The sequence below is a fragment of the Faecalicatena contorta genome (genome assembly GCF_001404335.1).
Classification (GTDB): Bacteria; Bacillota; Clostridia; order Lachnospirales; family Lachnospiraceae; genus Faecalicatena; species Faecalicatena contortus_B.
The window spans coordinates 24,931-46,206 of sequence record NZ_CYZU01000028.1; the positions used below are offsets into that span (position 1 = coordinate 24,931).

18 protein-coding genes are annotated in these 21,276 nt (G+C 45.5%); 1 reads left to right on the top strand and 17 read right to left on the bottom strand.

Annotated features, from left to right (window positions below):
• Nucleotides 1-9: 9 nt before the first annotated feature.
• From ARB69_RS14495 to ARB69_RS14510, 4 genes are read right to left on the bottom strand one after another with little or no spacing between them, the layout of a single operon-like run.
• On the bottom strand, nt 10-1,410 hold the full coding sequence (locus ARB69_RS14495) for a GntP family permease (protein WP_082203041.1): 1,401 nt from the start codon (nt 1,408-1,410) through the stop codon (nt 10-12).
• A gap of 4 nt (nt 1,411-1,414) precedes the next feature.
• On the bottom strand, nt 1,415-2,629 hold the full coding sequence (locus ARB69_RS14500) for a Tm-1-like ATP-binding domain-containing protein (protein ID WP_055153897.1): 1,215 nt from the start codon (nt 2,627-2,629) through the stop codon (nt 1,415-1,417).
• A 13-nt stretch (nt 2,630-2,642) separates the two neighbouring features.
• Nucleotides 2,643-3,440: an N-acyl homoserine lactonase family protein gene (locus ARB69_RS14505; protein WP_050641656.1), complete on the bottom strand. Its 798-nt coding sequence runs from the start codon at nt 3,438-3,440 to the stop codon at nt 2,643-2,645.
• A 21-nt stretch (nt 3,441-3,461) separates the two neighbouring features.
• Nucleotides 3,462-4,067, bottom strand: a complete 606-nt coding sequence (locus tag ARB69_RS14510; RefSeq protein ID WP_050641657.1) for a class II aldolase/adducin family protein — start codon at nt 4,065-4,067, stop codon at nt 3,462-3,464.
• 290 nt (nt 4,068-4,357) lie between these two features.
• Here ARB69_RS14510 and ARB69_RS14515 point away from each other — a divergent pair, with 290 nt between their 5' ends.
• Nucleotides 4,358-5,068, top strand: a complete 711-nt coding sequence (locus ARB69_RS14515) for a FadR/GntR family transcriptional regulator (protein ID WP_050641658.1) — start codon at nt 4,358-4,360, stop codon at nt 5,066-5,068.
• Nucleotides 5,069-5,654: 586 nt separating this feature from the next.
• On the opposite strand, the gene ARB69_RS14520 is transcribed toward ARB69_RS14515, so the two are convergent.
• From ARB69_RS14520 to ARB69_RS14580, 13 genes are all read right to left on the bottom strand, one after another.
• Nucleotides 5,655-6,779: an ROK family protein gene (locus tag ARB69_RS14520; RefSeq protein ID WP_055153899.1), complete on the bottom strand. Its 1,125-nt coding sequence runs from the start codon at nt 6,777-6,779 to the stop codon at nt 5,655-5,657.
• Nucleotides 6,780-7,262: 483 nt separating this feature from the next.
• Nucleotides 7,263-8,297, bottom strand: coding sequence for an NAD(P)-dependent alcohol dehydrogenase (locus ARB69_RS14525; RefSeq protein ID WP_055153901.1), 1,035 nt, complete (start codon nt 8,295-8,297; stop codon nt 7,263-7,265).
• Between the two features lie 70 nt (nt 8,298-8,367).
• Nucleotides 8,368-9,882, bottom strand: coding sequence for a sugar ABC transporter ATP-binding protein (locus ARB69_RS14530; protein ID WP_055153903.1), 1,515 nt, complete (start codon nt 9,880-9,882; stop codon nt 8,368-8,370).
• Nucleotides 9,883-9,929: 47 nt separating this feature from the next.
• Nucleotides 9,930-11,021 (bottom strand): sugar ABC transporter substrate-binding protein, encoded by a 1,092-nt coding sequence (locus tag ARB69_RS14535; RefSeq protein ID WP_055153905.1) that lies wholly within the window; start codon nt 11,019-11,021, stop codon nt 9,930-9,932.
• An 18-nt stretch (nt 11,022-11,039) separates the two neighbouring features.
• Nucleotides 11,040-12,029, bottom strand: coding sequence for an ABC transporter permease (locus tag ARB69_RS14540; protein WP_055153907.1), 990 nt, complete (start codon nt 12,027-12,029; stop codon nt 11,040-11,042).
• Nucleotides 12,030-12,043: 14 nt separating this feature from the next.
• Nucleotides 12,044-13,321, bottom strand: coding sequence for a uroporphyrinogen decarboxylase family protein (locus ARB69_RS14545; RefSeq protein ID WP_055153909.1), 1,278 nt, complete (start codon nt 13,319-13,321; stop codon nt 12,044-12,046).
• Nucleotides 13,322-13,498: 177 nt separating this feature from the next.
• Nucleotides 13,499-14,704, bottom strand: coding sequence for an ROK family protein (locus ARB69_RS14550; RefSeq protein ID WP_157355648.1), 1,206 nt, complete (start codon nt 14,702-14,704; stop codon nt 13,499-13,501).
• A gap of 158 nt (nt 14,705-14,862) precedes the next feature.
• Nucleotides 14,863-15,693 carry a carbohydrate ABC transporter permease gene (locus tag ARB69_RS14555; protein ID WP_025654909.1) on the bottom strand — a complete coding sequence of 277 codons (831 nt, stop codon included), beginning with the start codon at nt 15,691-15,693 and terminating at the stop codon, nt 14,863-14,865.
• A gap of 3 nt (nt 15,694-15,696) precedes the next feature.
• Nucleotides 15,697-16,611, bottom strand: a complete 915-nt coding sequence (locus ARB69_RS14560) for a carbohydrate ABC transporter permease (protein ID WP_055153913.1) — start codon at nt 16,609-16,611, stop codon at nt 15,697-15,699.
• A 152-nt stretch (nt 16,612-16,763) separates the two neighbouring features.
• Entirely contained in the window at nt 16,764-18,104 is a 1,341-nt protein-coding gene (locus tag ARB69_RS14565; protein WP_055153915.1) for an ABC transporter substrate-binding protein, read from the bottom strand.
• 139 nt (nt 18,105-18,243) lie between these two features.
• Nucleotides 18,244-18,942: a class II aldolase/adducin family protein gene (locus ARB69_RS14570; RefSeq protein WP_242857607.1), complete on the bottom strand. Its 699-nt coding sequence runs from the start codon at nt 18,940-18,942 to the stop codon at nt 18,244-18,246.
• Between the two features lie 41 nt (nt 18,943-18,983).
• Complete coding sequence (locus tag ARB69_RS14575; protein WP_055153917.1) at nt 18,984-20,468, bottom strand: rhamnulokinase; 1,485 nt, start codon at nt 20,466-20,468, stop codon at nt 18,984-18,986.
• 308 nt (nt 20,469-20,776) lie between these two features.
• Nucleotides 20,777-21,271, bottom strand: a complete 495-nt coding sequence (locus tag ARB69_RS14580) for an 8-oxo-dGTP diphosphatase (RefSeq protein ID WP_242857608.1) — start codon at nt 21,269-21,271, stop codon at nt 20,777-20,779.
• Between the last annotated feature and the right edge of the window lie 5 nt (nt 21,272-21,276).

The window sequence follows — 21,276 nt, forward strand, 5'->3', positions numbered from 1 at the left end:
TTCCACCTCCTAAAACTGAAGCCCCAAACTAGCCAATATTACCATGATTACAGTTACACACATCGGAATAATAACAGATACTACACACATATCTTTATAGGATTGCTTATGGGTCATCCCGCATAACGCAAGCGTAGTGAGTACCGCTCCGTTAAACGGAAGCGTATCCAGTCCCCCGGATGCAAGCGAGGCAATTCTGTGCAGCACCTCCGGTGATATGCCGGCGGATGCAGCCATCTGCATATAATTGTCTGCAAATCCGCTGATCGCCGCACCCAGACCGCCCGAAGCCGAGCCGGTAATTCCACAGAGTATATTTACCGACAGAGCCTCCGATATCAGTGGATTCTGTGAACTTCCGACCAAAAGCTGCTGAAGTCCGGTGTAAAGCGGCAGAGAAGTAATGACTGTTCCGAATCCAACAATCGCACAGGCATTTACGATTGGACCGAAAGTTGTTGTCACGCCGTCTTTTAAGACGGTATTAATCCCCATCCCCTTTAGTTTTTTAATATTCATTAGTAAAATCACAACGATGGAGATTACAATGGCAATAATTACGCTCCAATTTCCGGCAACCGCCGGCAAGCTGGTTCCGTACTCCTCCAGATATCCACCGTTTACCCGTGGGTAATACACTTTTGATAAAAACAGATTCAATCCGAACATCAGGACAATCGGAAGTACCGCCAGACAGACCGGAGGCACATCCGTGCTATCAGCCATATCGACTGCAGATGCTTCATCCTGGTGTTCTCCATACCCTTCTCCCAGCGCCTTTGCCTTTTTCGCCCTTGCCGACAGCCACAGATACCCCAGTCCGAAGAGCAGGATACTTGCTATGATTCCCAGACCCGGAGCCGCGAAGGAATCCGTGCCGAATACGGACATGGGAATGGTATTCTGTACCTGCGGCGTGCCCGGCAGAGCCGTCATGGTAAATGTAAACGCACCCAGAGCGATAGTTCCTGGTATCAGCCTTTTAGGGATGTCCGCTTCCCGGAACAAAGAAATCGCAATCGGATACACGACAAATGCCACAACAAACAGTGACACGCCTCCATATGTCAGGATCGCTCCCGCAAGCACTACGGACATGATTGCCTTGCCTTTTCCCAGCCGCCGTGCCACAAACCTGGCAATTGATTTGGTATAACCTACACTGTCCATCATTTTGGCAAATAATGCACCCGTAACAAACAACGGGAAGAAATTTTTAGCGAAATTCCCAAAGCCTTTCATATATACTTCCGTATATGCAGCCATTACTTTGGCATCCAGCCCGCTTGCAAACAATATCAATATGATCGCGCCTATAGGAGCTATAATCACGATCGGTGCGCCTTTATAAGAGAAATAAATCAGAAATATCAGTACCGCTATCAAACCTATAACTGCTGAAATCGTCATAAATCTACCTCTTTTCTATTAATTTTTGAACCTCCCGTATGCAAAGGCCAATACAGGCGTCATCATTAATATTTCCTTCCACCTCCAGCACACGGATGTTTTTATCCAGTTTCGACTTCAGCGCTTCCGTAAACGCCTGATCTGCAGCCGGATCACAGAGCGCCTGCCCTTTTCTCCCCGCCTCGCAGAAGCCATCATCCGGAAGCACTACGGTCACCTTTCCCTTCGCACGGTTCAGCCGCTTCGCAGTCTCTTCCCCCAGCTGCCGCATTTCTTCGGGAAATGCTTTTGTATGGCATATATTCGCATTATGAAATACATGCTTCCGTTCCAGAAATCTTTCAGGACGCTCAGTCACTCCATCCTCAAAATAATAATCAATGACATCAACCGCCCCTGGAACGCAGAGTATCGGAATCCCTGAATCAGCAGCCGCACGAAGACGCCCTGGCGCCCCTTCGCAAAAGCCGCCCAGCATTTCACAGGTAAGTTCGTGGAGATTCGCATCCAAAGACACATCAAATACGCCCTGCCTCATCATCTCCTCATAGCATCTTCCACCGGTGCCGTTGGCATGAAAGCAGACAACCTCTTCCCCCATGCCCTTCACAATTCCATCCGCAAATCTGGTGGTAACGCCAAGCATTGTCATGCCAATTTTAACCCCCCCTGCATCCTCTCTGCTATAAGGATGCACTACCATCCCAACCACAGCCTGCACACATTGATAAATCACCTTCCTGCTGATCGAGTTCAGCCCGGAGAAATCTACCACGGAATGCCTGAGAATAATATCGCTCGCCCCCATAAACTGTTCGATCGTTCTTTTCCCCGATATGAGAGGCGATACGATCATCTTAGGCACCCCAAGGGGCAGTTCTCTCATTACCTCTGCCGCCATCCTGGCATTTTGACCTCCCCCAATACAGAGAATCCCCTGGAACCGGCCATCAGCATATGCCGTTTGAACGGCAGTTTTGGCCGCATTCTCCATGGCACTGATACAGTCCGCCTTATCCATAGCCCGGATTTGTTCCTCCCCAATCCCTGCGGCTCCCAGAATCTCCTTCGCTTTTAAATCAGCATGGGCATTCTCCAGCCTGCGCGTGCTCAGATCAATTAGAAAGGTAAACAGGCCTCGTTTTTCTATCAGTTCTTTTGCATACAGTATTTCCTCTTCTTTTGTATCCAGTGAAGAAATCAGCGCTATTGTCTTCATATTTTATCCCCGCCTATACGCCAAGTATTTTTCCCGATTCTACCAGTTCAATCATTTCCGGCGCATGGGTCGGCAGAATAAAGTCCGGTGATTTCGCTCTTCTTTTCAATTCAACAATGCTGTTCCAGGAATCAACTATGTCCAGGAATCTGCCGGGAGGGGTGATGTCATAATGCGCTTCCGGCACCTCTTTTATATTGTCATAAGTAAAGATCAGGTCACCGCAGCAATGGTACTCCCCGTCTTTCGTATTGACCACCACCGTCTGATGGCCAACGGAATGTCCTGTGCTCGGGTACACATAGATTCCGTCCATAACCTCACATTCCCCGTCCAGAAGCGTAATTTCCATATCCGCAAACTGGGGCCGGATTCCCAGCGCCGGGTACTCGTAAGACTTATAGTAAAGCGGGATCGGGTTCATGGCAAATTCATATTCTTTTCGCTGTGCATACATCTTCGCATTTGTAAACCGGTCCGTATAATAGACATGATCCCAATGTAAATGTGTAAAAATGATAGTATCAATCTCCCCGCATCCAATCCCCAGCTTATCCAGCTGTTCGTATACTGCATGCCCTTCCGGCTGCACAGATCCCGGGTGATGATATTTTCCCGCCCTGTCTGTATCAGACATTCCCGTATCAATCAGGATCTTGCGGCCGTTTCCCTGCACCAGAAAAATGGTAACCGGCAAATCTACAAACCCCTCTGTATCATAGTACTTATGTATACTGTGATGGTAGAGGTATGTAGCCTTGTTTGTATGTGTATAACCTGTAATAATTGGGGTAATTGTATAGTTCTGCATAGGTATCCTCCTGATTTTAATTCAACTGTTTTTCATATATTTCATTTTTTCGTCTTCCCAGAAAATCATCGCGGTTTCTTCAATAAGTTCTGCAGTCTGTCCCGCTTTTTCCGCGGTTTTCCCGATTGCAACGATCCCGTGTCCCCTGAGAATAAAAGCGGACAGGGACGGATTGTTTTCAAAAGCGTGAAACACTTTATATAGCTCCTGTGCTTCTACCGCCTGTGTTTTTACATCAATGACAGGGATGGACTCCCTCAGTTTCAAGGCTGAGTGCATCGTGACGAGCTCAACCTGGTCATAATGCAGCGATGCCAGGATTGCATATGGAGAATGGACATGGACAATCCCCCCAATATCCGGAAACCTGTTATATAGATTTCCATGCAGAACAGATTCTCTTGTGGGCTGATAGATACCATGCATGAGTTTTCCGCTAAAATCTGTAACTGTCAAATTTTCTTCCGAACACGCTCCGTACGAAAAACCGCTCGGCTTTACGAGCATACAATGATCATCCAGTCTCACGCTCAGGTTTCCACCCGTTCCGGTTTGTATGCCGCTTTCATATGTACGTCTGGCTGCACGGAGGAAATCGTTCTTTTTTTCTATAAAATTAAGATACATAAATTTTCCTTTCCTCATTGTTTTTGGTTATTTTTTATACCAACTATTTTTCTTTTAACAGGCCCTGTTTATATTAAAATAGTATAACCTTTATCTCTTTTAGTCAATATCACTTTCATTTCTTTTTATTATTCGTTTAATATGCACTATTTTCAACAGTTGTTTTTATACAATAGGTTTATTTTTTATTCCATATTGGTATTTTTATATACCATTTTTTCAAAACCATTGCTTTATGTTCTTGCTTTTGGTATAATTTATTTACAAGATATATTTGCGGAGGAAGAGACATGAAGAAGAAATCCCTTGGAGAAATCATTTCAGAAGATATAAAAAAAGAGATTATATCCGGCAAATATCAGGCCGGAGACAAACTGCCCACTGAGCGGGAGCTTGCAGAATATTATAAAGTCAGCCGTGTACCGGTAAGAGAGGCAATTTCTTTGCTTACCCAGGAAGATATCGTTTCTGTCAAAAGAAGTTCTGGCATATTTGTAACCAATGTCCCGCCATCTTTTATCTCTTCCGGAAAAAATACGCCCTATCTGAAAAATGAAGTAATCTTACAGGAGTCCGTGCAGCTCCGCTGCCTGATTGAATCCGAGGGGAGCCGGCAGGCCGCTGTCCATGCCAATGCAGAAGATATTATCCAGATACAGGAAAGCCTGTTCCGATCCATTGATGAAATCCGTAAATTAAAGGCAGGGCAGGATCATTATTTTTTTCAGGCGGACGCCGACTTCCATCTGGCCGTGGCTAATGCTTCACATTCAGACTTTTTTACCAACTGCCTTTCCGCCATGCCCCAGATCATATCTAATCATCAGTATTGGAGCCTGAAAAACACGACGCCTATGGATGAAGTTGTTTCCTATCATACCTCGATATTTGAGGCTATACTGACAAAAAATCCCGACCGGGCATATGAGGCAATGTACCAGCATCTGAGCAGGGTGAAAAAGCTTCTGACCAGCAAGACCCCGGAAAACACAGGCAAATAAAGGTATCCAAAAACATTATAGGACAAAGTGCGAATCCCAACGGGAAGGCTTTTTCTATAAAAGAAAAGTTCTTTCCCCTTATATAACAAAGTATGCAAGCTTTATCCTTGTCGACGGACGGGGACGCTTCATGACAGGGAGGATCCCTGACCGGGGCAGCGGACGTATGAAAGTACCGCCAATTCAATACCATACGCTGCCCCCCGTATGAAGCTCTACCTTAGGGACGAACTTTACCTACCGGCCGGATGCGCCAGCTCCATGAAGGGATAGCCGAAAGCCTTCCGGAGAACATCCATGTCCTTTCAAAAACGCTCAAAGCGGGGCTTAGAAATTCTTGGTGGGAAACAGCCGCAAAAATGGAGAGATTTTTGGATACCGAATCCAAAAATCGGCTGACCCAGCGCGAGAAATCATCGGATTTCTCGTGATGTGTCAGCTGTGCTCCATTTTTGCGGCTGTTTCCCGCCTAGAATTTCTTAGGCCCATGGCCGCATTTTTGAAAGGACATGGATGTTCTCCGGAAGGCTTTCGGCTATCCCTTCATGGAGCGTCCCCGTCCGTCGACAAGTCTAAAGCTTGCTGCCTAAATCCCCGATACAAACTCTTTTACATGCATGAGCGCCGCCCCGACCGCAGAGGATTCATACTGATAATAGCAGGTTTTGATAAAGTTCACTTCTTCGCAAAACAGGCTGTTCTTTTGCACCTCAGCCGCTATTTCCTCCACATAATCTCCGAGAAAACTTCCCACATATCCGCCCAGAATGATATCGCAGTCAAAGGATGTCCTAAGGTTTAATATAGTCAGTACCAGATATTCTTTATATTCATCCCACACTTTCTTTTGTATCTCTTCGCCTTTTGCAAGCTTTCTGAAAAAATCTTCCAGAGTCTCCTCCCCCAAGCGCAGGTTCGTAGCAGAGCAATATGCATTCACACAGCCCCTGCGTCCGCAGTAGCACGCCTTCCCCCCCGGCTTTATGATGAGATGTCCGAATTCACCGCCTTTTTGCGTCTCTCCGTAGTAATTCTGCCCGTTGATCAGAATCGCCCCACCCACCGTATTACTAAGCGATAGGTAAATCACATTTTCCAAATTACCGGCCCGCCAAAGCTCTGCAAATCCACCCGCATTAGCGTCATTGCTGAACAGGCAGGGATAGGGAATCCTGCTCCGGAATTCATCCAGGTCTCCGCCGTCAAAGTCCAGCACCTTGCCGACCATCATGTACTTTGAGTCCGCATCAATGATGCCCGGCAGAGAGATTCCCACCCCGAGAATTGTGCTGCGCTCTACATCCCATTCTTCCAAAAAATCTTCTAATTTGATCACAAGATTGTCAAAATATTCTTTTTCGTTTTTAAATGTATAACGTATTCTTCTGTATTGAAGTATATTGCCCTTCAGGTCAATCAACATGAATACTGCGTGATTCCTTGTAATGTCCAGACCAACCGAGACCTTCGCAGCAAAATTACAGCCAATAACCTTTGGCCTCCGCCCTCCTGTAGATTCTTTAACCCCTGAATCCATGATCAGATTCTCTGCCTTCAGCTCTTTCACATTCTGCAGCAGCGTCGGCATACTCATGTCCAATATTCCCGCAATATTCTTTAGTGATTCTGGCCCATGTTCATAAAGGAGGTGATAAACCCTGCTCCTGTTATTCCGCTTAACATCCATATTATTCAGCTTATTTTCCGTCATATCTTCCCTCGTTTTATAAAAGTATTTTATTAATGTATTAATTTTAACACATATTCCTTACCAATACAATCATTTTCCCACAACAGAACCATTCACAATTACGCTGTAAGCACATAATGATCTCCTTTTGCAAAAAACAAGGCTCCTTCTGTGTCCCGGGACTATGCCATACCAGCAAAAGGAAGGGATAGCCGCAAGCCGCCCAAGTGCAGCTATGCCGTTGTGAAACGCTAAAGCGGACCTTAGTAATTCTTGGAAGCCGACAGCCGGGAAAGTGGGGAGATTTTGTGATCTCCGAATCACAAAATCGGCTGACCCAGCGCGAGAAATCATCCGATTTCTCGTGATGTGTCAGCCCGTGCCCCACTTTCACGGCTGTCGGATTCCTAGAATTTCTTAGGTTCGTGTCCGCATATCACAACGGCATAGCTGCACTTGGGCGGCTTGCGGCTATCCCTTCCTTTTGCGCCCCGCCCCCATCTACTACGAAAATGCAATCACAGACTTCACCATTTCGGACTTATGGTTGATGCTGTCATCGAGAGCCTGGCTCGTCTGCTCAAAAGTATACGTATTTGTTACAATCTTTTTCAGCGGCAGGTGGTAATCGGATACCGTATGTATCGCCGCCTCGTACAGATTTTGATAACGGAACACCGTATGCAGCTTTACTTCTTTATTCATAATCTTCCCGAAATCATACTGGAAAACCGGATCTGCCGCCATCCCTACCATAACTATAGTCCCGCCTCTTGCCACCAGTTCCGATGTCTGCTGTGCTGTCTGCTGGCTCCCTGCAGTTTCAAAGACCAAATCCGCACCTCTGCCGTTTGTGGCATCCATGACTGCCTGTACCGCATCTTCCTGATCAGCCCGGATCACTTTCACTGCTCCCAGTTCTTTTGCCATGTCAAGACGGCTTTGGATCACATCCACCATGTATACGTTTTTCACGCCCATCGTCGACAGCGCCATCAGTGTACACAAACCTATGCATCCGGCCCCCAGGATCACTGCACTCTGTCCCACTCTGGCTTCCGCCTGCATGGCTGCATGCATTCCCACACAGAACGGTTCGATCAGCGCTCCCTCTATTGTATCCATCCCTTTTGGAAGTTTAAAAACCATATCAGACGGATATTTTATATACTCCGCAAAGGCCCCGTCATAAGGAGGCGTTGCCAGAAACACGACATCCGGGCATAAATTATATCTTCCGCTTTTACAGAATTCGCACTTTCCGCATGTATAACCAGGTTCCACAGCCACGATATCCCCGCTTTCCAGATTCTTTACCGAAGATCCGACTTTACAGATTTCCCCTGCGCATTCATGGCCTAATACCATCGGCTGGTTCACTACAAAATCCCCGATTCTTCCATGCTCATAATAATGGATGTCGGAACCGCAGATCCCGCAGTGTTTTACTTTAATCAGAACCTCGTCATCCCCGATCTGCGGAATATCCCTCTCTTCCATCACAACTTCTTTTATTTTCGTCATTACCGCTGCCTTCATAGCTGCCTCCTATCCTGATCAGTTACCCTATTCGTTACTATTCACGGCCTATGGGCGTGCATAGTAACCCCTATTCCCTCTTGTTTGATGCCAGGGCAAGAATTTTTTCATCGCTGACATCCTTATGCATAAGCTCACCGGTGATCTGCCCCTCATACATGACAATCACTCTGTCGCAGAGCGAGATAGTCTCCTGCATCTCGGACGATACCATTACGATACTGACGCCCTCTTTTACAAGCTCATTCATAATCTGATAGATCTCTTCTTTGGCTCCCACGTCTATCCCCTGGGTCGGCTCATCCATGAATAATATTTTAGGATGGTTCATCAGACATCTTGCAATTACAACTTTCTGCTGGTTACCGCCGCTTAAGTTTTCAATCAGCTGTCCCTGTGAAGGAGTCTTGATGTTCAGCTTCTTAATATACTGCTCCGTCAGGCTCCTGCATTTGCGGGTGTTTAAAAGCCCCGCCTTAGACCTCAGTTTCCTGAGATACATGACCGATGCATTATCCCGGACACTCAGCTTCAGGAACAGCCCCTGGGTCTTCCGTCCTTCCGGCACCAGCCCCATTCCCTGTTCAATCGCCTCTCCTGTCCTCTGCAGATGGCATTCTTTTCCCAGGATTTTTATAGTTCCGCTCTGTCTTGGGTCAGCACCATACACTGCCTGCAGCACTTCACTTCTGCCTGCCCCTACAAGCCCTGTAATACCCAGAATTTCCCCCTCGTACAGTTTAAATCCTACATGTTTCACTTTGTTGCCCACGCACAAATCCTCCACTTCCAGTATCACACGGCGGTTCTCATAATCATCAAGGAAGCTTTCTCTCACCGTTATCTTGCTGTATTCCCTGCCCACCATATAGGAAATCATCTTCTCAATTGTCATATTGCTTTTGTCGTCAGTCACAATATGGCAGCCGTCTCTCAGCACCGTGATTTTATCCGCCAGCCGCATGATTTCATCGAGTTTGTGCGAAATGTAAAGAATTGTCACTCCTGATTTTTTCAGTCCCAATATGATCTCTTCCAGAAAGTTTGCTTCACTGGCCGTAAGAGAACTTGTGGGTTCATCCATAATAATCAGTTTTGATTTCAGTGCCAGCGCCTTTGCAATCTCCACTAACTGCTGCTGAGAAGTGCTGATATCCCGGATCAGTGTATGGGCATTTAAATAATCCAGCCCAACTTCTTTCAGCGCCTCCTCCGTTTTAGCATACAGTTTCCGGATATTCAGGAAGCCGCCCTTCCCTTTTGGAAGTCTGCCCGCAAATATATTTTCGGCAATATCCAGCGCCGGGGACAGGGAAAGTTCCTGATGAATCATCGAAATCCCCATATCCTGTGCGTGACTTACACTCTTTAGCTCAAGCCTCTCCCCTTCGAACACCAGGCTGCCCGATGAGGGCTGGTAAACGCCTGATATGATATTCATCAGTGTAGACTTACCCGCCCCATTTTCTCCGACAATTGCGTGAATCTCCCCCTCCATGATATCGAAGCTGACATCATCCAATGCCTTGACACCTGGAAAATATTTGCAGATATTCTGAAATTTATAGATTGCTTTCCGCTCCATATGCGCTCCTTTTGCCTTGCAGCATTCTTATCACCTGCAGTCATTATTTATTCCGGAAAATATTCATTTACATTTTCTGGTGTTATCACGTCTAAAGCAGTAAACACATTACCGGTTACTTCCGGCTTTCCTGTAATCACCTGATTGTATCCATAAACGATCGGATTTGCGCCCTGGTCAAATGGTCCCTGGCTTATAGTTGCATTGATTGTTCCCTTTCTGAGAAATTCAATGACTTCATCCATATAGTCGTAGCAGACAATTTTCACTTTTCCTTCCAGCCCTAAGTCTTCAATTGCCTGAGCCGTTCCAATCTGGCCGTTTGCAGTACAGATAATCCCGCTCAGATCGGGATTGCCGGTCAGAAGGTCTGTTGCCACATTATAGGCTACCTGGTCATTATCACTGCACTCTATGGTTTCCAGTAATTTGATATCCGGGTATTTTTCTTTAAACTGGTCTTCGCTTCCTGTCCTGCGCAGTTCATGGGCATTGACGCTGAAGAGACCTGTAATGATACCCACCGTGCCTTTTCCGCCAAGTATATCTGTCATCAGGTCAGCCGCTTTCTGTCCCGCTGCATATAAATCCTGGCCGATAAACGCTACTCTTGAACATTCCTGGGCCGTGTCTGAATTGTAGTAATAAACCGCAATACCAGCGTCCGTTGCTTCGTCTACGATGGGGCAGATGGAATCGGATACGCCGAATGTGCTGATCACATCGTATTCCTTTACGATACAGGTCTGGATTGCGTCATAGAACAGCTGGCCGTCCAGGGATTCCAACGGGATCAGGTCTACCGTACAATTATAGTCCGCAAGCAGTTTCTTTGCGGATTCCATTCCGTTTACGACTTCCAGCCAGAATGGGCCGTAAGGTACACATAAAGCTGCAATTCTGATCTCTTCCCCGGAAGTATTTTCAGCCGGTTTCACCGTGATTCTGGAGGTATCCACCACGACATCGTCCAGAATATTGTCGTCTCCAGCCTCTTCCTCTGCATCATCCTGCTTCGTTTCCCCGGTTGTCTCCGTTTTCGCCGCCTTTTCTTCTGGCGCATTGTCTGCTCCGCATCCTGCACAAAGGCAGATTACCATTGCTGCACTTAAAATAAATCCCAACACTCTTTTTTTCATAAAATAATTCCTCCCTTTTTAAATTCCTTTGTTGATTTTCCGCTGTTTAAAAAATGCCTTGACCGGATCAATTGACACCGCAATAATGATTACGATTCCAATGCTTGCCGTCTGCCAGTAAGAAGGTAACCCCAGGAGCACAAAAGCATTTTTCAGTACCCCCATGATTGCCGCCCCGACCATGACGCTCCAGATCTTTCCTTCACCTCCGCTCATACTGAAGCCTCCGATTACAACGGCAGCAATGACATCCATCTCATACCCGTTTCCAAGCTGGGAATCCGCGCTTCTGAGTTTACCTGTCGCAATCACCCCGCATAATGCGGCCAGAAACCCCTGGATAACATAGACCAGCACCTTAATACGCTCTACTTTGATTCCCGAGATCTTTGCTGATCTTTCGTTATTTCCCACGGCATAGATGTTCCTTCCGGACAATGTATACTTGGAAAAGACTGTTCCTATTATAATCACCAGCGCCATAATAATAACGGCAACCGGGATCTGTCCTACTTTTCCATTTCCCAGCCAGTTCAGGGGCGTATTTACACTGATCGGCATTCCATTTGTAATCAGCAGGATTAACCCCTGCATAATCTTCCCTGTGCCCAATGTGACAATAAATGGGGCAAGTTTCATATATGTAACCAGCACACCGTTCACTGCACCAATAAAAACCCCCATCAGCAGGACACCGATAAACGTCAGCCACATATTGCTGCCCTTACTTATCATGCTTGCAAGCATACAGCCGCAGATCCCTACCGTGTAACCGACCGACAGGTCAATTCCGCCGGTCAGTATGACAAAGCCCATGCCGATTGCCAATATGGCATACTGGGAAACCTGATACAGGATATTTATAATGTTAGAGCTTTTTAAAAAATAGGGACTTAGGAATGACATCGCTATACACAATAATGCCAGTGCAATGATCACGCCAAACTCGCTGGTACTTGTAAACTTATTGATGGATTCTTTATTTTGAACCTTTGCCTGCTCTCCCATGCGCCGTCCCCTCCCTATTTTGCCATCCGGTTATAATCCCGGACAGCCTCAAACATCGCATTTATATTTTCTGGTTTGGTCGGACCCTGGATGTTATGGATTGCATTAAATACAAAGCCTCCGCCCGGCGCAAATATTTTCAGACGTTCCAGCACTTCCGTATAAACCTCTTCCGGTGTCCCGAAAGGAAGCGTCCTCTGCGTATCTACTCCCCCGCCCCAGAAAACAAACTTGTCTCCCCATTTTTCTTTCAGCATCCTTGGATCCATGCCGTCCGCGGAACATTGTACCGGATTCAGGATATCAACGCCCGCCTCATATAGTTCGGGCATTAGTTTTTCGATCGCCCCGCAAGAGTGGAAAAAGACTTTCCAGTCTGTATTCCGGTGGATCCAGTCATTCAGTTTTTTATGGCGGGGAAGGTAAAATTCGCGGTACATATCGTTGGATATATACTGTGACCGCTGTGTCCCCAGATCTGTACCGCTGACAAATACGGCCTGGATTTTATTCCCCGCTATTTCTTTTAAGAGCTTCACGTTTTTCATCGCTGTTTCTAACTGCATCTCATAGCATTCATGGACATATTCCGGAACCGTGTAATGCGCTACCAGCCAGTCTTCCGGAGAACGGATTCCCTTTGGAAGCTTCTGTGCCGGTCCCGGTATATAAGCCATATCCCCCATAGCCGTCAGTGCAGCCGCACCAAAGATTGCGTAATCCGTATTGTTGTAATAATAATCAATCTGTTCTTCCATGAAGCGAAGCTGTTTGTCTGTGTAGACCTGATAATCGTTCTTATAATCTTCTCTGGCATTGGCATTATCTTCGTCGAACTCTCCCACTGTGTGATCCACGTTGTCGAAAAAAAACCCCCCAGCCGGCAGCTTAGCGACAGGCTTTGCGTGTCTGTCTCCGCACGGGTACATGTATGTATTATTCTTTTCGTCAACTGAGCAGACAAAACCGGCCGGCACCTCTACCTCCAGTCCCTGAGGAAGATGCCAGGACTTCCAGCCTGCATTTTCGAAACCATAGATCGTCGTGTTTGTGCCGATTCCCACAATATCAATTCCAAGAGCCTTCCTGATCTCCTCATCTACCTCGCCCAGCAGCTGAAAGGGTTCGCTGATCCGCTCCCTTTTAGGAGTCAAACCCAGATAATTGCGCAGATTAGACAGAGCTTCTGCATGAATGCCGGTTGTAGAAGCAGCACCCAGGTCCACCACTACTTGTCCAGGGTCCTGATGATGAATCGTTTGAATAAATCTTTCTCTCGATGTACCGCCCATTTTGCACTCCGAATAAAGTAAAATACTTTATTTAAATTATTTTATAAATGTATTATATTGAATAAGTGTAGATTTGTCAATTCGTGTTTTTTACTAATCTTTTCTTTTGATTTTTTGCTATTTCTACCAAAAAAAATGCCATTCGATAAAAATCGAATGACACTTCAAAGCTTTTCTTTATATCGTTTTTTCCACAAACTCAAATTCTTCCTGCATAACCAGCGCCGCCGCACCTATGGCACCCAGATCCGGGCCAAACTCAGAACCAAGTATCTGCAGCCCTTTGTAATTTTCTTTTAACGAGTTTTCTTTTACACATTTTCGCAATATTTCAAAAAATGGCTCACCAATCCTGACCATCTCGCCGTAGAATACAATTTTCCTGGGGGCAAATATATTCACAAGCATACTGAACGTCTCGCCCAAATACCCTGCCACCTGTTTCATCAGATTCTGTGAATCAGGATGCTTCAAAAGTACGGAATCCACAAAGGTCACGATTGTAATTTCACTCAGATCGCCGTTCACCATATCCACAATTTCCCGAAACCGACCTACTTTGATACCATCTTTAATCTTACTCACGATTGCAAAGTCCGATACTTCTGTGTTCAGGCAGCCGTAACGCCCGCATGAACAGATCCGGCTCCCTCCGCTTACCTTTACATGGCCAATCTCCCCCGGAAAGCCATTAATGCTGCTGACCGGCATATTATTGATAATCGGCATAACCCGTGCACCGGTACGGACAGAAAAAAACAGCATATCTTCACATTTCCCATTGTATACCAGACATTTATATGCATAAATCATACCGCTTACATTGTTCTCCATGTAACACGGAAGCCCAAACTCCTCTTCGATCATCCTCTTCAGGGGTATATTATCCCAATCCCTGATGTGGCTGTACGAAATGGCGATTCCCTTCTTTTTATTGCTGTACCCGGGTACACCCAAACCAATACCCAGCACTTTCCCCTTTTTTCCATGCAAAATATCCATAGCACGGTAAATATTCTCTTTCAACATTGTCAGAACTGCATCCGCATGGGTTTGTGACTCTGCTATTACACTTTCTCTTGAGTATACAACATTGCCGGCAAAATCCAGAACAACACAATGCATAATCCGACCGTTGAATTCCAGGCCGATAAAATACCCGCCATCCGGATTGATCCGCAGCCACACCGGTTTTCTCCCCACTCTTGCTTCCGCGCATTCTTCCTCATAAATCAAACCTTCGCCAAGCATCTCTTCAATCGTATTCAATACGGTCGTCATACTATATGCTGTTGCTTTTTTCACATCATATCTGGAAACATCCTTCTGATACCGAATAATACTCAGCATTTTATTTCGCTGATAGTATTTTCGACTTTCCATGATGGATTCCCTGCTCATAGCCTTAACCTCTCGGATTCATGAATTTTATATATATTCTTCATATATCATACTCTTAATCCATCCGGCATGCAAGCTTTGGCGCCCATTTTCAGGGGCTTTCCTATCCTTTTGCAAACAGTTCGGTCCCGTCTGGACTGTTACCCCTTTACTGCCCCTGCGGTCAGCCCCTTAACAAATTGTTTCTGAACGATAATATAGAATACAAGCATTGGTATCGTAATCAAAGTCAGCGCCGCAAATAAAGTCCCCGGCTGGCTGAAATAAGCTCCATTGTACTGCTGTGCGATCAGCGGCAGTGTTTTCACAGACTCCTTGGTCAGCGTACACATGGCAAGGAAGAACTCATTCCATGAAGTCAGAAACTGCCAGATGACAATGACCACAATACCCGGCTTCAGAAGAGGACATACAATCTGCAGGAATAGCCGGATAATCCCGCACCCGTCAATCACCGCGGCTTCCTCCAATTCTTCCGGAATTCCTACCATAAAGCCTTGAAGAATCGTAATGGCAAAAGGGATTCCGAGCGCTGCATATGGAAAAATCAACCCTAAGTAATTATTAATCCAGCCCAGTCTGCTGTTCAGCTGCGTAATCGGAACAACAAGCCCCGCTATCGGCACCATCAGAGTACATAAAAGAATATTGTATATCAGAACCTTTCCATGCACATTCTTTCTGGAAAAGCCGAACACAGCCATACTGGCACAAATTGTAACAAGTGCCACCGATGTGACCGTAACGATCACACTTCCCATAAAATTCTTCCATAGATCAGGATTCTGTCTCAGCACGTTTGCATAGTTTTTAAACGTCACGTCCGAAATAAACAGCTGCGGTAACCCGATTGTATCCGGTGTCCGTAGAGACATGCTTACCATGAAGATCAGCGGAACCATAAAAATCAATGTCACGATTATGAGAACTATACTCCAGATTATCTGCTTTTGCTTCTCTTTGGCTGTCATGGTTTAGTCTGCCTCCTTCCTCATAAAATCGCCCGCTCCAAGCCCCTTCACCTGGAATACAGTAAGCACCAGTGCGAATAGTAATATTACCACGGATAAGGCGGACGCATATCCCATCTGCTGATTTGTGAACCCAGACTGGAAAATGTAAGTTCCCGGCATCTCTGACGCATGATTCGGCCCTCCTCCTGTCATGGTATAGATCAGCCCGAATGTCTGAAGTGAGCCGATGATGCCGAGCATCAAAAGGGATTTATGTGTGGATGACAGTGAGGGAATATAAATATATAAAATTTCCTTCCACCGCGTCGCCCCGTCTATTTTTGCCGCTTCTTTCATATCCTCCGGGATTTGGGACATTCCTGCCACATACATGATCATGGACCATCCCGTCCATTCCCATATGTTTGCGATAATACATCCAAAAATTGCAGTATTGGGCATTCCCAGGATATTTACCTGTCCTCCGATACCAAGAGACGACAAATAATGTGTAATGATCCCCTGATATGGCTGCAGCATTTTTCCCCAAACAATAGCTACAACTACTACAGACGTAACTACCGGAAGGAAAAATACTGTCCTGAATATACCTTTTCCTTTTTGAAGCTGCTCTTCTATTATATATGCCAGGAAAAATCCGACTCCTGCCTGAATCGGCACTGTCGTGATAATCCAGAAAAGAGAATTTCTCATAGTCGTGAGGAATACTTTATCCTGAAAAATTCTGATATAATTCTCCATTCCGACAAAAGTCATATTTTTCAGAGTAGACCAACTGAACAAACTGCTCCAGCCTACAAACCCTATCGGATATAAAATATAAAACAGGAAGAACAGTACAGACGGAAGAATAAACAAATACCCTGGGATATTATGTTTTTTCTTTCCCTTTGCCTTTACTGCTATGTTACTCATCTTTTATCCTCCTTCCAGCCGCATTACTGTATATGTTCACACTGCCGTGTTCAAATATGGGAGAACCTCTGCCTCATAAAAAGGGGTTGGTTCTCCCAGTTAAGTTCACCTAAGACTTATCTGTTTGGGATTATAAACATTGTCTCCGCCGCCTATAATGCGTCCTGCGCATCCTGTACTGCCTGGCATCCCTGCTCTGGCGTAAGTTCGCCGGAACCAACGCCTGCAAGTGCATTCTGCAGTGCTGTTTCAATCGTAGGCTCGCCGATTCTTTGATTCATTGCGCTGTTCAAATCTTCTGAGAAGCTGTTATACTGTTCAACCAGGTCTTTGTTCAGTTCTGTATTCTTAGGTTCAATCCCTTTGAACGCCGGAAGGTTGTTTACATCATCCACACATGCCTGGATACCTGCACCTGCGCTGAATGATTTGAGTGCTTTCCATGCAGCATCCGGATTTTTACAATTCTTTGTGATTCCATAACCAAAGTCTATACCGCCTACAGGAGTTGCCGGATTTTTAGCCGTTCCTACAGCCGGCAGATAGAAGAACCCAAAATCCCAGTCAGCAATCGTTGTTGCCGGATCTTCCGCGGTAAATTCCTGACACCACCAGGAACCAAGCGCCATCATCGCCGCTGAATCAGATACAAAAGCAGGAGTTCCGTTCGTATTTGCATCTGCAGACATCGCTCCCGTCTGAACGATCCCATCATCAAACATCAGTTTAAAGTTGCTCATTGCCTCCACCATAGCAGGATCTGTCCATTTAATTTCGCCGGATTGTGCTTTGTCAAATATCGTTGTGTCCAGCTGTGAACACAGCATAGTAAAGAGATTTACACACTGCCATCCATTGGCTCCGCCAAAGAACAAAGGCGCCACGCCATTATCATTAAGTGTCTTGCAAACCGCTTTAAATTCGTCATATGTTTTCGGAATATCAAGGCCGTATTTTTTGAATACGTTCTTATTGTAAACTATAGAAATCACCTGTGCCTCTACGGGAAGTATGTAATTGCCTTCATCTCCCGGCTTATTCCCCATCTGAATCTGGTCTGCAATCATATCCGGGTAATTATCTTTCCAGTTATCGCCCCACTCCTCCTGTGCATAAGAAGAATAATCCATAAGGTAATCCGCATACTGCGCGGTCAGGGAACCTGGCTGAAGGCCAATAATGTCCGGAAGATTGTCCGATGCGGCTGCTGCAGACAATGCTGAGAGATATTCCGGATCATAATTATAATAGGTAAACTCAATCTTAATATCCGGATTTTCTTTTTCAAAAGCCTCAATCATCTTGTCACATGTACGTGTGATCGGTGACCATGACCACATGGTCAATGTCGTCTTTTCTGTTCCGTTTCCACTGCTTTCACTGGTTTTTGCATCACCGCTCTTACTGTCTCCGTCTGAAGAGCTGCCGCAGGCTGCCAGGCCTGCAGCCATTGTCAATGCTAATACTACACTTACCACTTTTTTCAACTTCATACTGTTTTCCTCCATCTTTTTCTACGTGTTTTCACTTTGTTTTGCTGCTTTACCGCAAAACGGTTCCCTCCGGGCTTTAATGTCCGTTTGCCCTTCGGTTATATTACTCTCCCACTAGTGGAAGTAGGATTCTGCCCTGTTATTTCACTCTGCCTAAACGGTTCTCCTTATATATGTCAAAGAATCTTGCTATTTCATCCACATCCAATGAAGCTTCTCCGCCAAGAATATATTTTGTAATCAAAATCTGTTCTGCTATTGATTCGGATGCTTCCACTACATTCATGGCTTCCTCCACAGTCCTGCCTACCGCAAGGCTTCCGTGGTTTCCCAGGAGTACGATTCTGTATCCCTCCGCAAAATAAGGCTCTGCCATCGTCATAATGAACTTTGTTCCCGGCGCCCCATATGGCGCACATGGGATCTTATGGAAGTTTCCCATCATCTCCGGAAGCGCTGTTGTCTCAACATCCAGCCCCGCCATAGAAAATGCAGTAAGTACTTTCGAGTGGCTGTGAACAACGCCTCCCACATCCCAGCCATTCTCTTCGCAGATATCATAGGCCATACTGTGCATGATTATTTCCGAAGTTTCCTTCATCCCAAAGATGCGCTCCCCATCCTGATTCACAACAGCAATCTTCTCCGGTGTGAGAAGGCCTTTATTTTGTCCGGTTGGCGTAATATAAATTTTGCCATCCACTTTTGCAGAAATATTCCCTGCAAAGGAATTGACCAGCCCTTTGTCGTCCATGCGCTTAGCTACAGCCAGCACCTGATTTACCACCTCCTCAGATATTCCCAGTTCTTTCATTTTTTCCATGTAATTTTCGCTCATCTTTCTCCTCCTTTTTATTTACATGTACAATACTTTCCGTACTACTTGCAGATCCCTTTTTCTGTCATTTTCTGCAAATCCGCTTTCCATCTTTCTTTTTCTTCTGTATGAGGCTGGTATTCCTTCATTTCGAATGAATTTGTGGCTAATTCCCTGATCTGGCTAACCGATGCCACCTCCCTCATCGAATACATCTGTGTCATCACATTACCGGCCAGTGTTGCATATGGCATCCCCCCATAGACAGGCATTCCCAGCGCATCGCTGATAAACTGCATCAGCACATAATTTCTGCTCCCGCCATTTACTCCCGACACCTTCTCTACCGGAATCGCAAGCTCCTTTTTCAAGTACTCAACACAATACATGACTTTCAACGCAATGCTTTCCAATATACAGCGGACAAATTCTGCATCCGTTTGTAGTGTCTGCTGCCCGGTCCGTTCCAGATAGGCATTTATTTTTTCTTTTGCATTGCCGCCCGCATTATTTAGATGTGTATCATCGGCATCCACATACACACGCTTTGATTTACATGAAAGAGCCATTTCCATAATTGTGTCATACTCATAATCATGTCCCTCGGCCTTCCAGGTTCTTCTCAGTTCATTCAGGAGCCAGAATGCTGCAAAATCCCGATATAGTATCTTCCGGTCTTCTATGATTCCCGCATTTTTAAATCCGCCTTCATAGGCCTTATCACTGACAATGCAGCGGGAAAGTTCGATTCCCATATTAATATTGGTTCCAATGCTCATGTAAACCTGGTTTATGCCGAAGCCCGGGATTCCAACCACCGCCGACGCTGTATCATGTCCCGGAACTGCAATAACCTTCGTATCCCCGTTTCTTGTGACAGAAGCAATCTCAGGGAGAACGCAGCCTTTTACCGACCCTGTATCCACAATGCCCGTCAGCATCCTTTCCTGTATGCCAAGCCTTCGGAACACCTCCCGCGCCCAGTCATCCTGCTCCGGCTTCATGAGCCCTGATGTTCCCGCAATCGAACGCTCGGTTGACATCTCCCCACAGAGAAAATATGCCAGCAGATCCGGCAGAAAAAGCATCTTATCTGCCAACTCTATGATCTTATCCCCATGTTCTATGTACGAGTAAAGCTGAGGCAATGTATAAGAACGATTAGGCTGGCATCCGGTGAGTTCAAACAGTTTTCTCTTTGGAAGCACTTCGTAAGATTTCTCCAAAGACTGTTCTGTGCGCAGATCCCGGTAATGATAAACCGGCTCCAAAAGCCTTCCTCTTTTATCCAGAAATCCGTAGCTTGCCCCCCACGTATCAATACCAATCGTGGCTGCCCCCTGCTCCCCGGAGTAAAAGTCAAGACCTTTTAATATGCTATTGTAAAGCGCAAACAAATCCCAGTATAGATTTCCGTTCAAGGATAAAGGCTGGTTTGGAAAGTCAAAATAGTCTCCAATCTCGACGTGATCCCCGTCAAAATATCCTTTTGCCATCTTACCTCCGCTGGCTCCCAGGTCTGCCGCAATAGATATCTGCTTCTTCATTGCTTTCCTCCCATTTTTTCTTTTTCGATAATATTATTCTAGCTAATAACAACTTAAATGTCAATATTTAAATTCTGTATGGATTATTTTTAGTATTTTCGCCCAATATTATTATTGTTTTCGATACAAATACCCTCTAAAATCTTATTATTTCTCTATAAAAACGCACAAATGATACAATGCCCTTTTGCGGCCAAATATAAATGGCATTAAAAAATAGGAATATGCCGTGATAAATCATGTGCTGGAAAGCACTCAATTCCACGGCATATTCCTATTCTTTGGTAAAGGACTTAAAACATATCTGTTCAGTACAAAGTCCCCACATATCCATCTGCTTTCTGCTGCATATAACATTCGCAGAACTGACTCGATTCTATGATCTTCAGTGCATACTCCATCCCTGCTGCAAGTTCTTTCTCCTTTAATTCGTCCATCGGGATCCAGTAGACCCGGCCTTCTTCTGAGCTTTTTAATTCTCCTGCATATTTATCTGCCTTATACAGGAAAATCACATTACGAATCCCCGCTTTCTTCCAATGATAGACTCCACAGAGACGGGGATTTTCTATATCCAATCCCGTTTCCTCATGAATCTCACGAACTATAGAATCATGAAAATTTTCTTCCTGTTCAACATGCCCTCCTGGAAAGGTTGTTCCTGTATAACTGTCATTGACTTTATCCAACGCAAGTACATTCCCTTTTCCATCCTGGATCATGCACATATTCATAAAACAAACGGTTTCTGTCTTATTTTCCGATTTTACATTCAGTGATCGCTTTACTCTCTTTGTCTGCAACAATT

Coding starts and splice junctions, on each gene's coding strand:
- ARB69_RS14495 (WP_082203041.1), bottom strand. CDS start 1,410: ATGACGATTTCAGCAGTTATAGGTTTGATAGCGGTACTGATATTTCTG.
- ARB69_RS14500 (WP_055153897.1), bottom strand. CDS start 2,629: ATGAAGACAATAGCGCTGATTTCTTCACTGGATACAAAAGAAGAGGAA.
- ARB69_RS14505 (WP_050641656.1), bottom strand. CDS start 3,440: ATGCAGAACTATACAATTACCCCAATTATTACAGGTTATACACATACA.
- ARB69_RS14510 (WP_050641657.1), bottom strand. CDS start 4,067: ATGTATCTTAATTTTATAGAAAAAAAGAACGATTTCCTCCGTGCAGCC.
- ARB69_RS14515 (WP_050641658.1), top strand. CDS start 4,358: ATGAAGAAGAAATCCCTTGGAGAAATCATTTCAGAAGATATAAAAAAA.
- ARB69_RS14520 (WP_055153899.1), bottom strand. CDS start 6,779: ATGACGGAAAATAAGCTGAATAATATGGATGTTAAGCGGAATAACAGG.
- ARB69_RS14525 (WP_055153901.1), bottom strand. CDS start 8,297: ATGAAGGCAGCGGTAATGACGAAAATAAAAGAAGTTGTGATGGAAGAG.
- ARB69_RS14530 (WP_055153903.1), bottom strand. CDS start 9,882: ATGGAGCGGAAAGCAATCTATAAATTTCAGAATATCTGCAAATATTTT.
- ARB69_RS14535 (WP_055153905.1), bottom strand. CDS start 11,021: ATGAAAAAAAGAGTGTTGGGATTTATTTTAAGTGCAGCAATGGTAATC.
- ARB69_RS14540 (WP_055153907.1), bottom strand. CDS start 12,029: ATGGGAGAGCAGGCAAAGGTTCAAAATAAAGAATCCATCAATAAGTTT.
- ARB69_RS14545 (WP_055153909.1), bottom strand. CDS start 13,321: ATGGGCGGTACATCGAGAGAAAGATTTATTCAAACGATTCATCATCAG.
- ARB69_RS14550 (WP_157355648.1), bottom strand. CDS start 14,704: ATGGAAAGTCGAAAATACTATCAGCGAAATAAAATGCTGAGTATTATT.
- ARB69_RS14555 (WP_025654909.1), bottom strand. CDS start 15,693: ATGACAGCCAAAGAGAAGCAAAAGCAGATAATCTGGAGTATAGTTCTC.
- ARB69_RS14560 (WP_055153913.1), bottom strand. CDS start 16,611: ATGAGTAACATAGCAGTAAAGGCAAAGGGAAAGAAAAAACATAATATC.
- ARB69_RS14565 (WP_055153915.1), bottom strand. CDS start 18,104: ATGAAGTTGAAAAAAGTGGTAAGTGTAGTATTAGCATTGACAATGGCT.
- ARB69_RS14570 (WP_242857607.1), bottom strand. CDS start 18,942: ATGAGCGAAAATTACATGGAAAAAATGAAAGAACTGGGAATATCTGAG.
- ARB69_RS14575 (WP_055153917.1), bottom strand. CDS start 20,468: ATGAAGAAGCAGATATCTATTGCGGCAGACCTGGGAGCCAGCGGAGGT.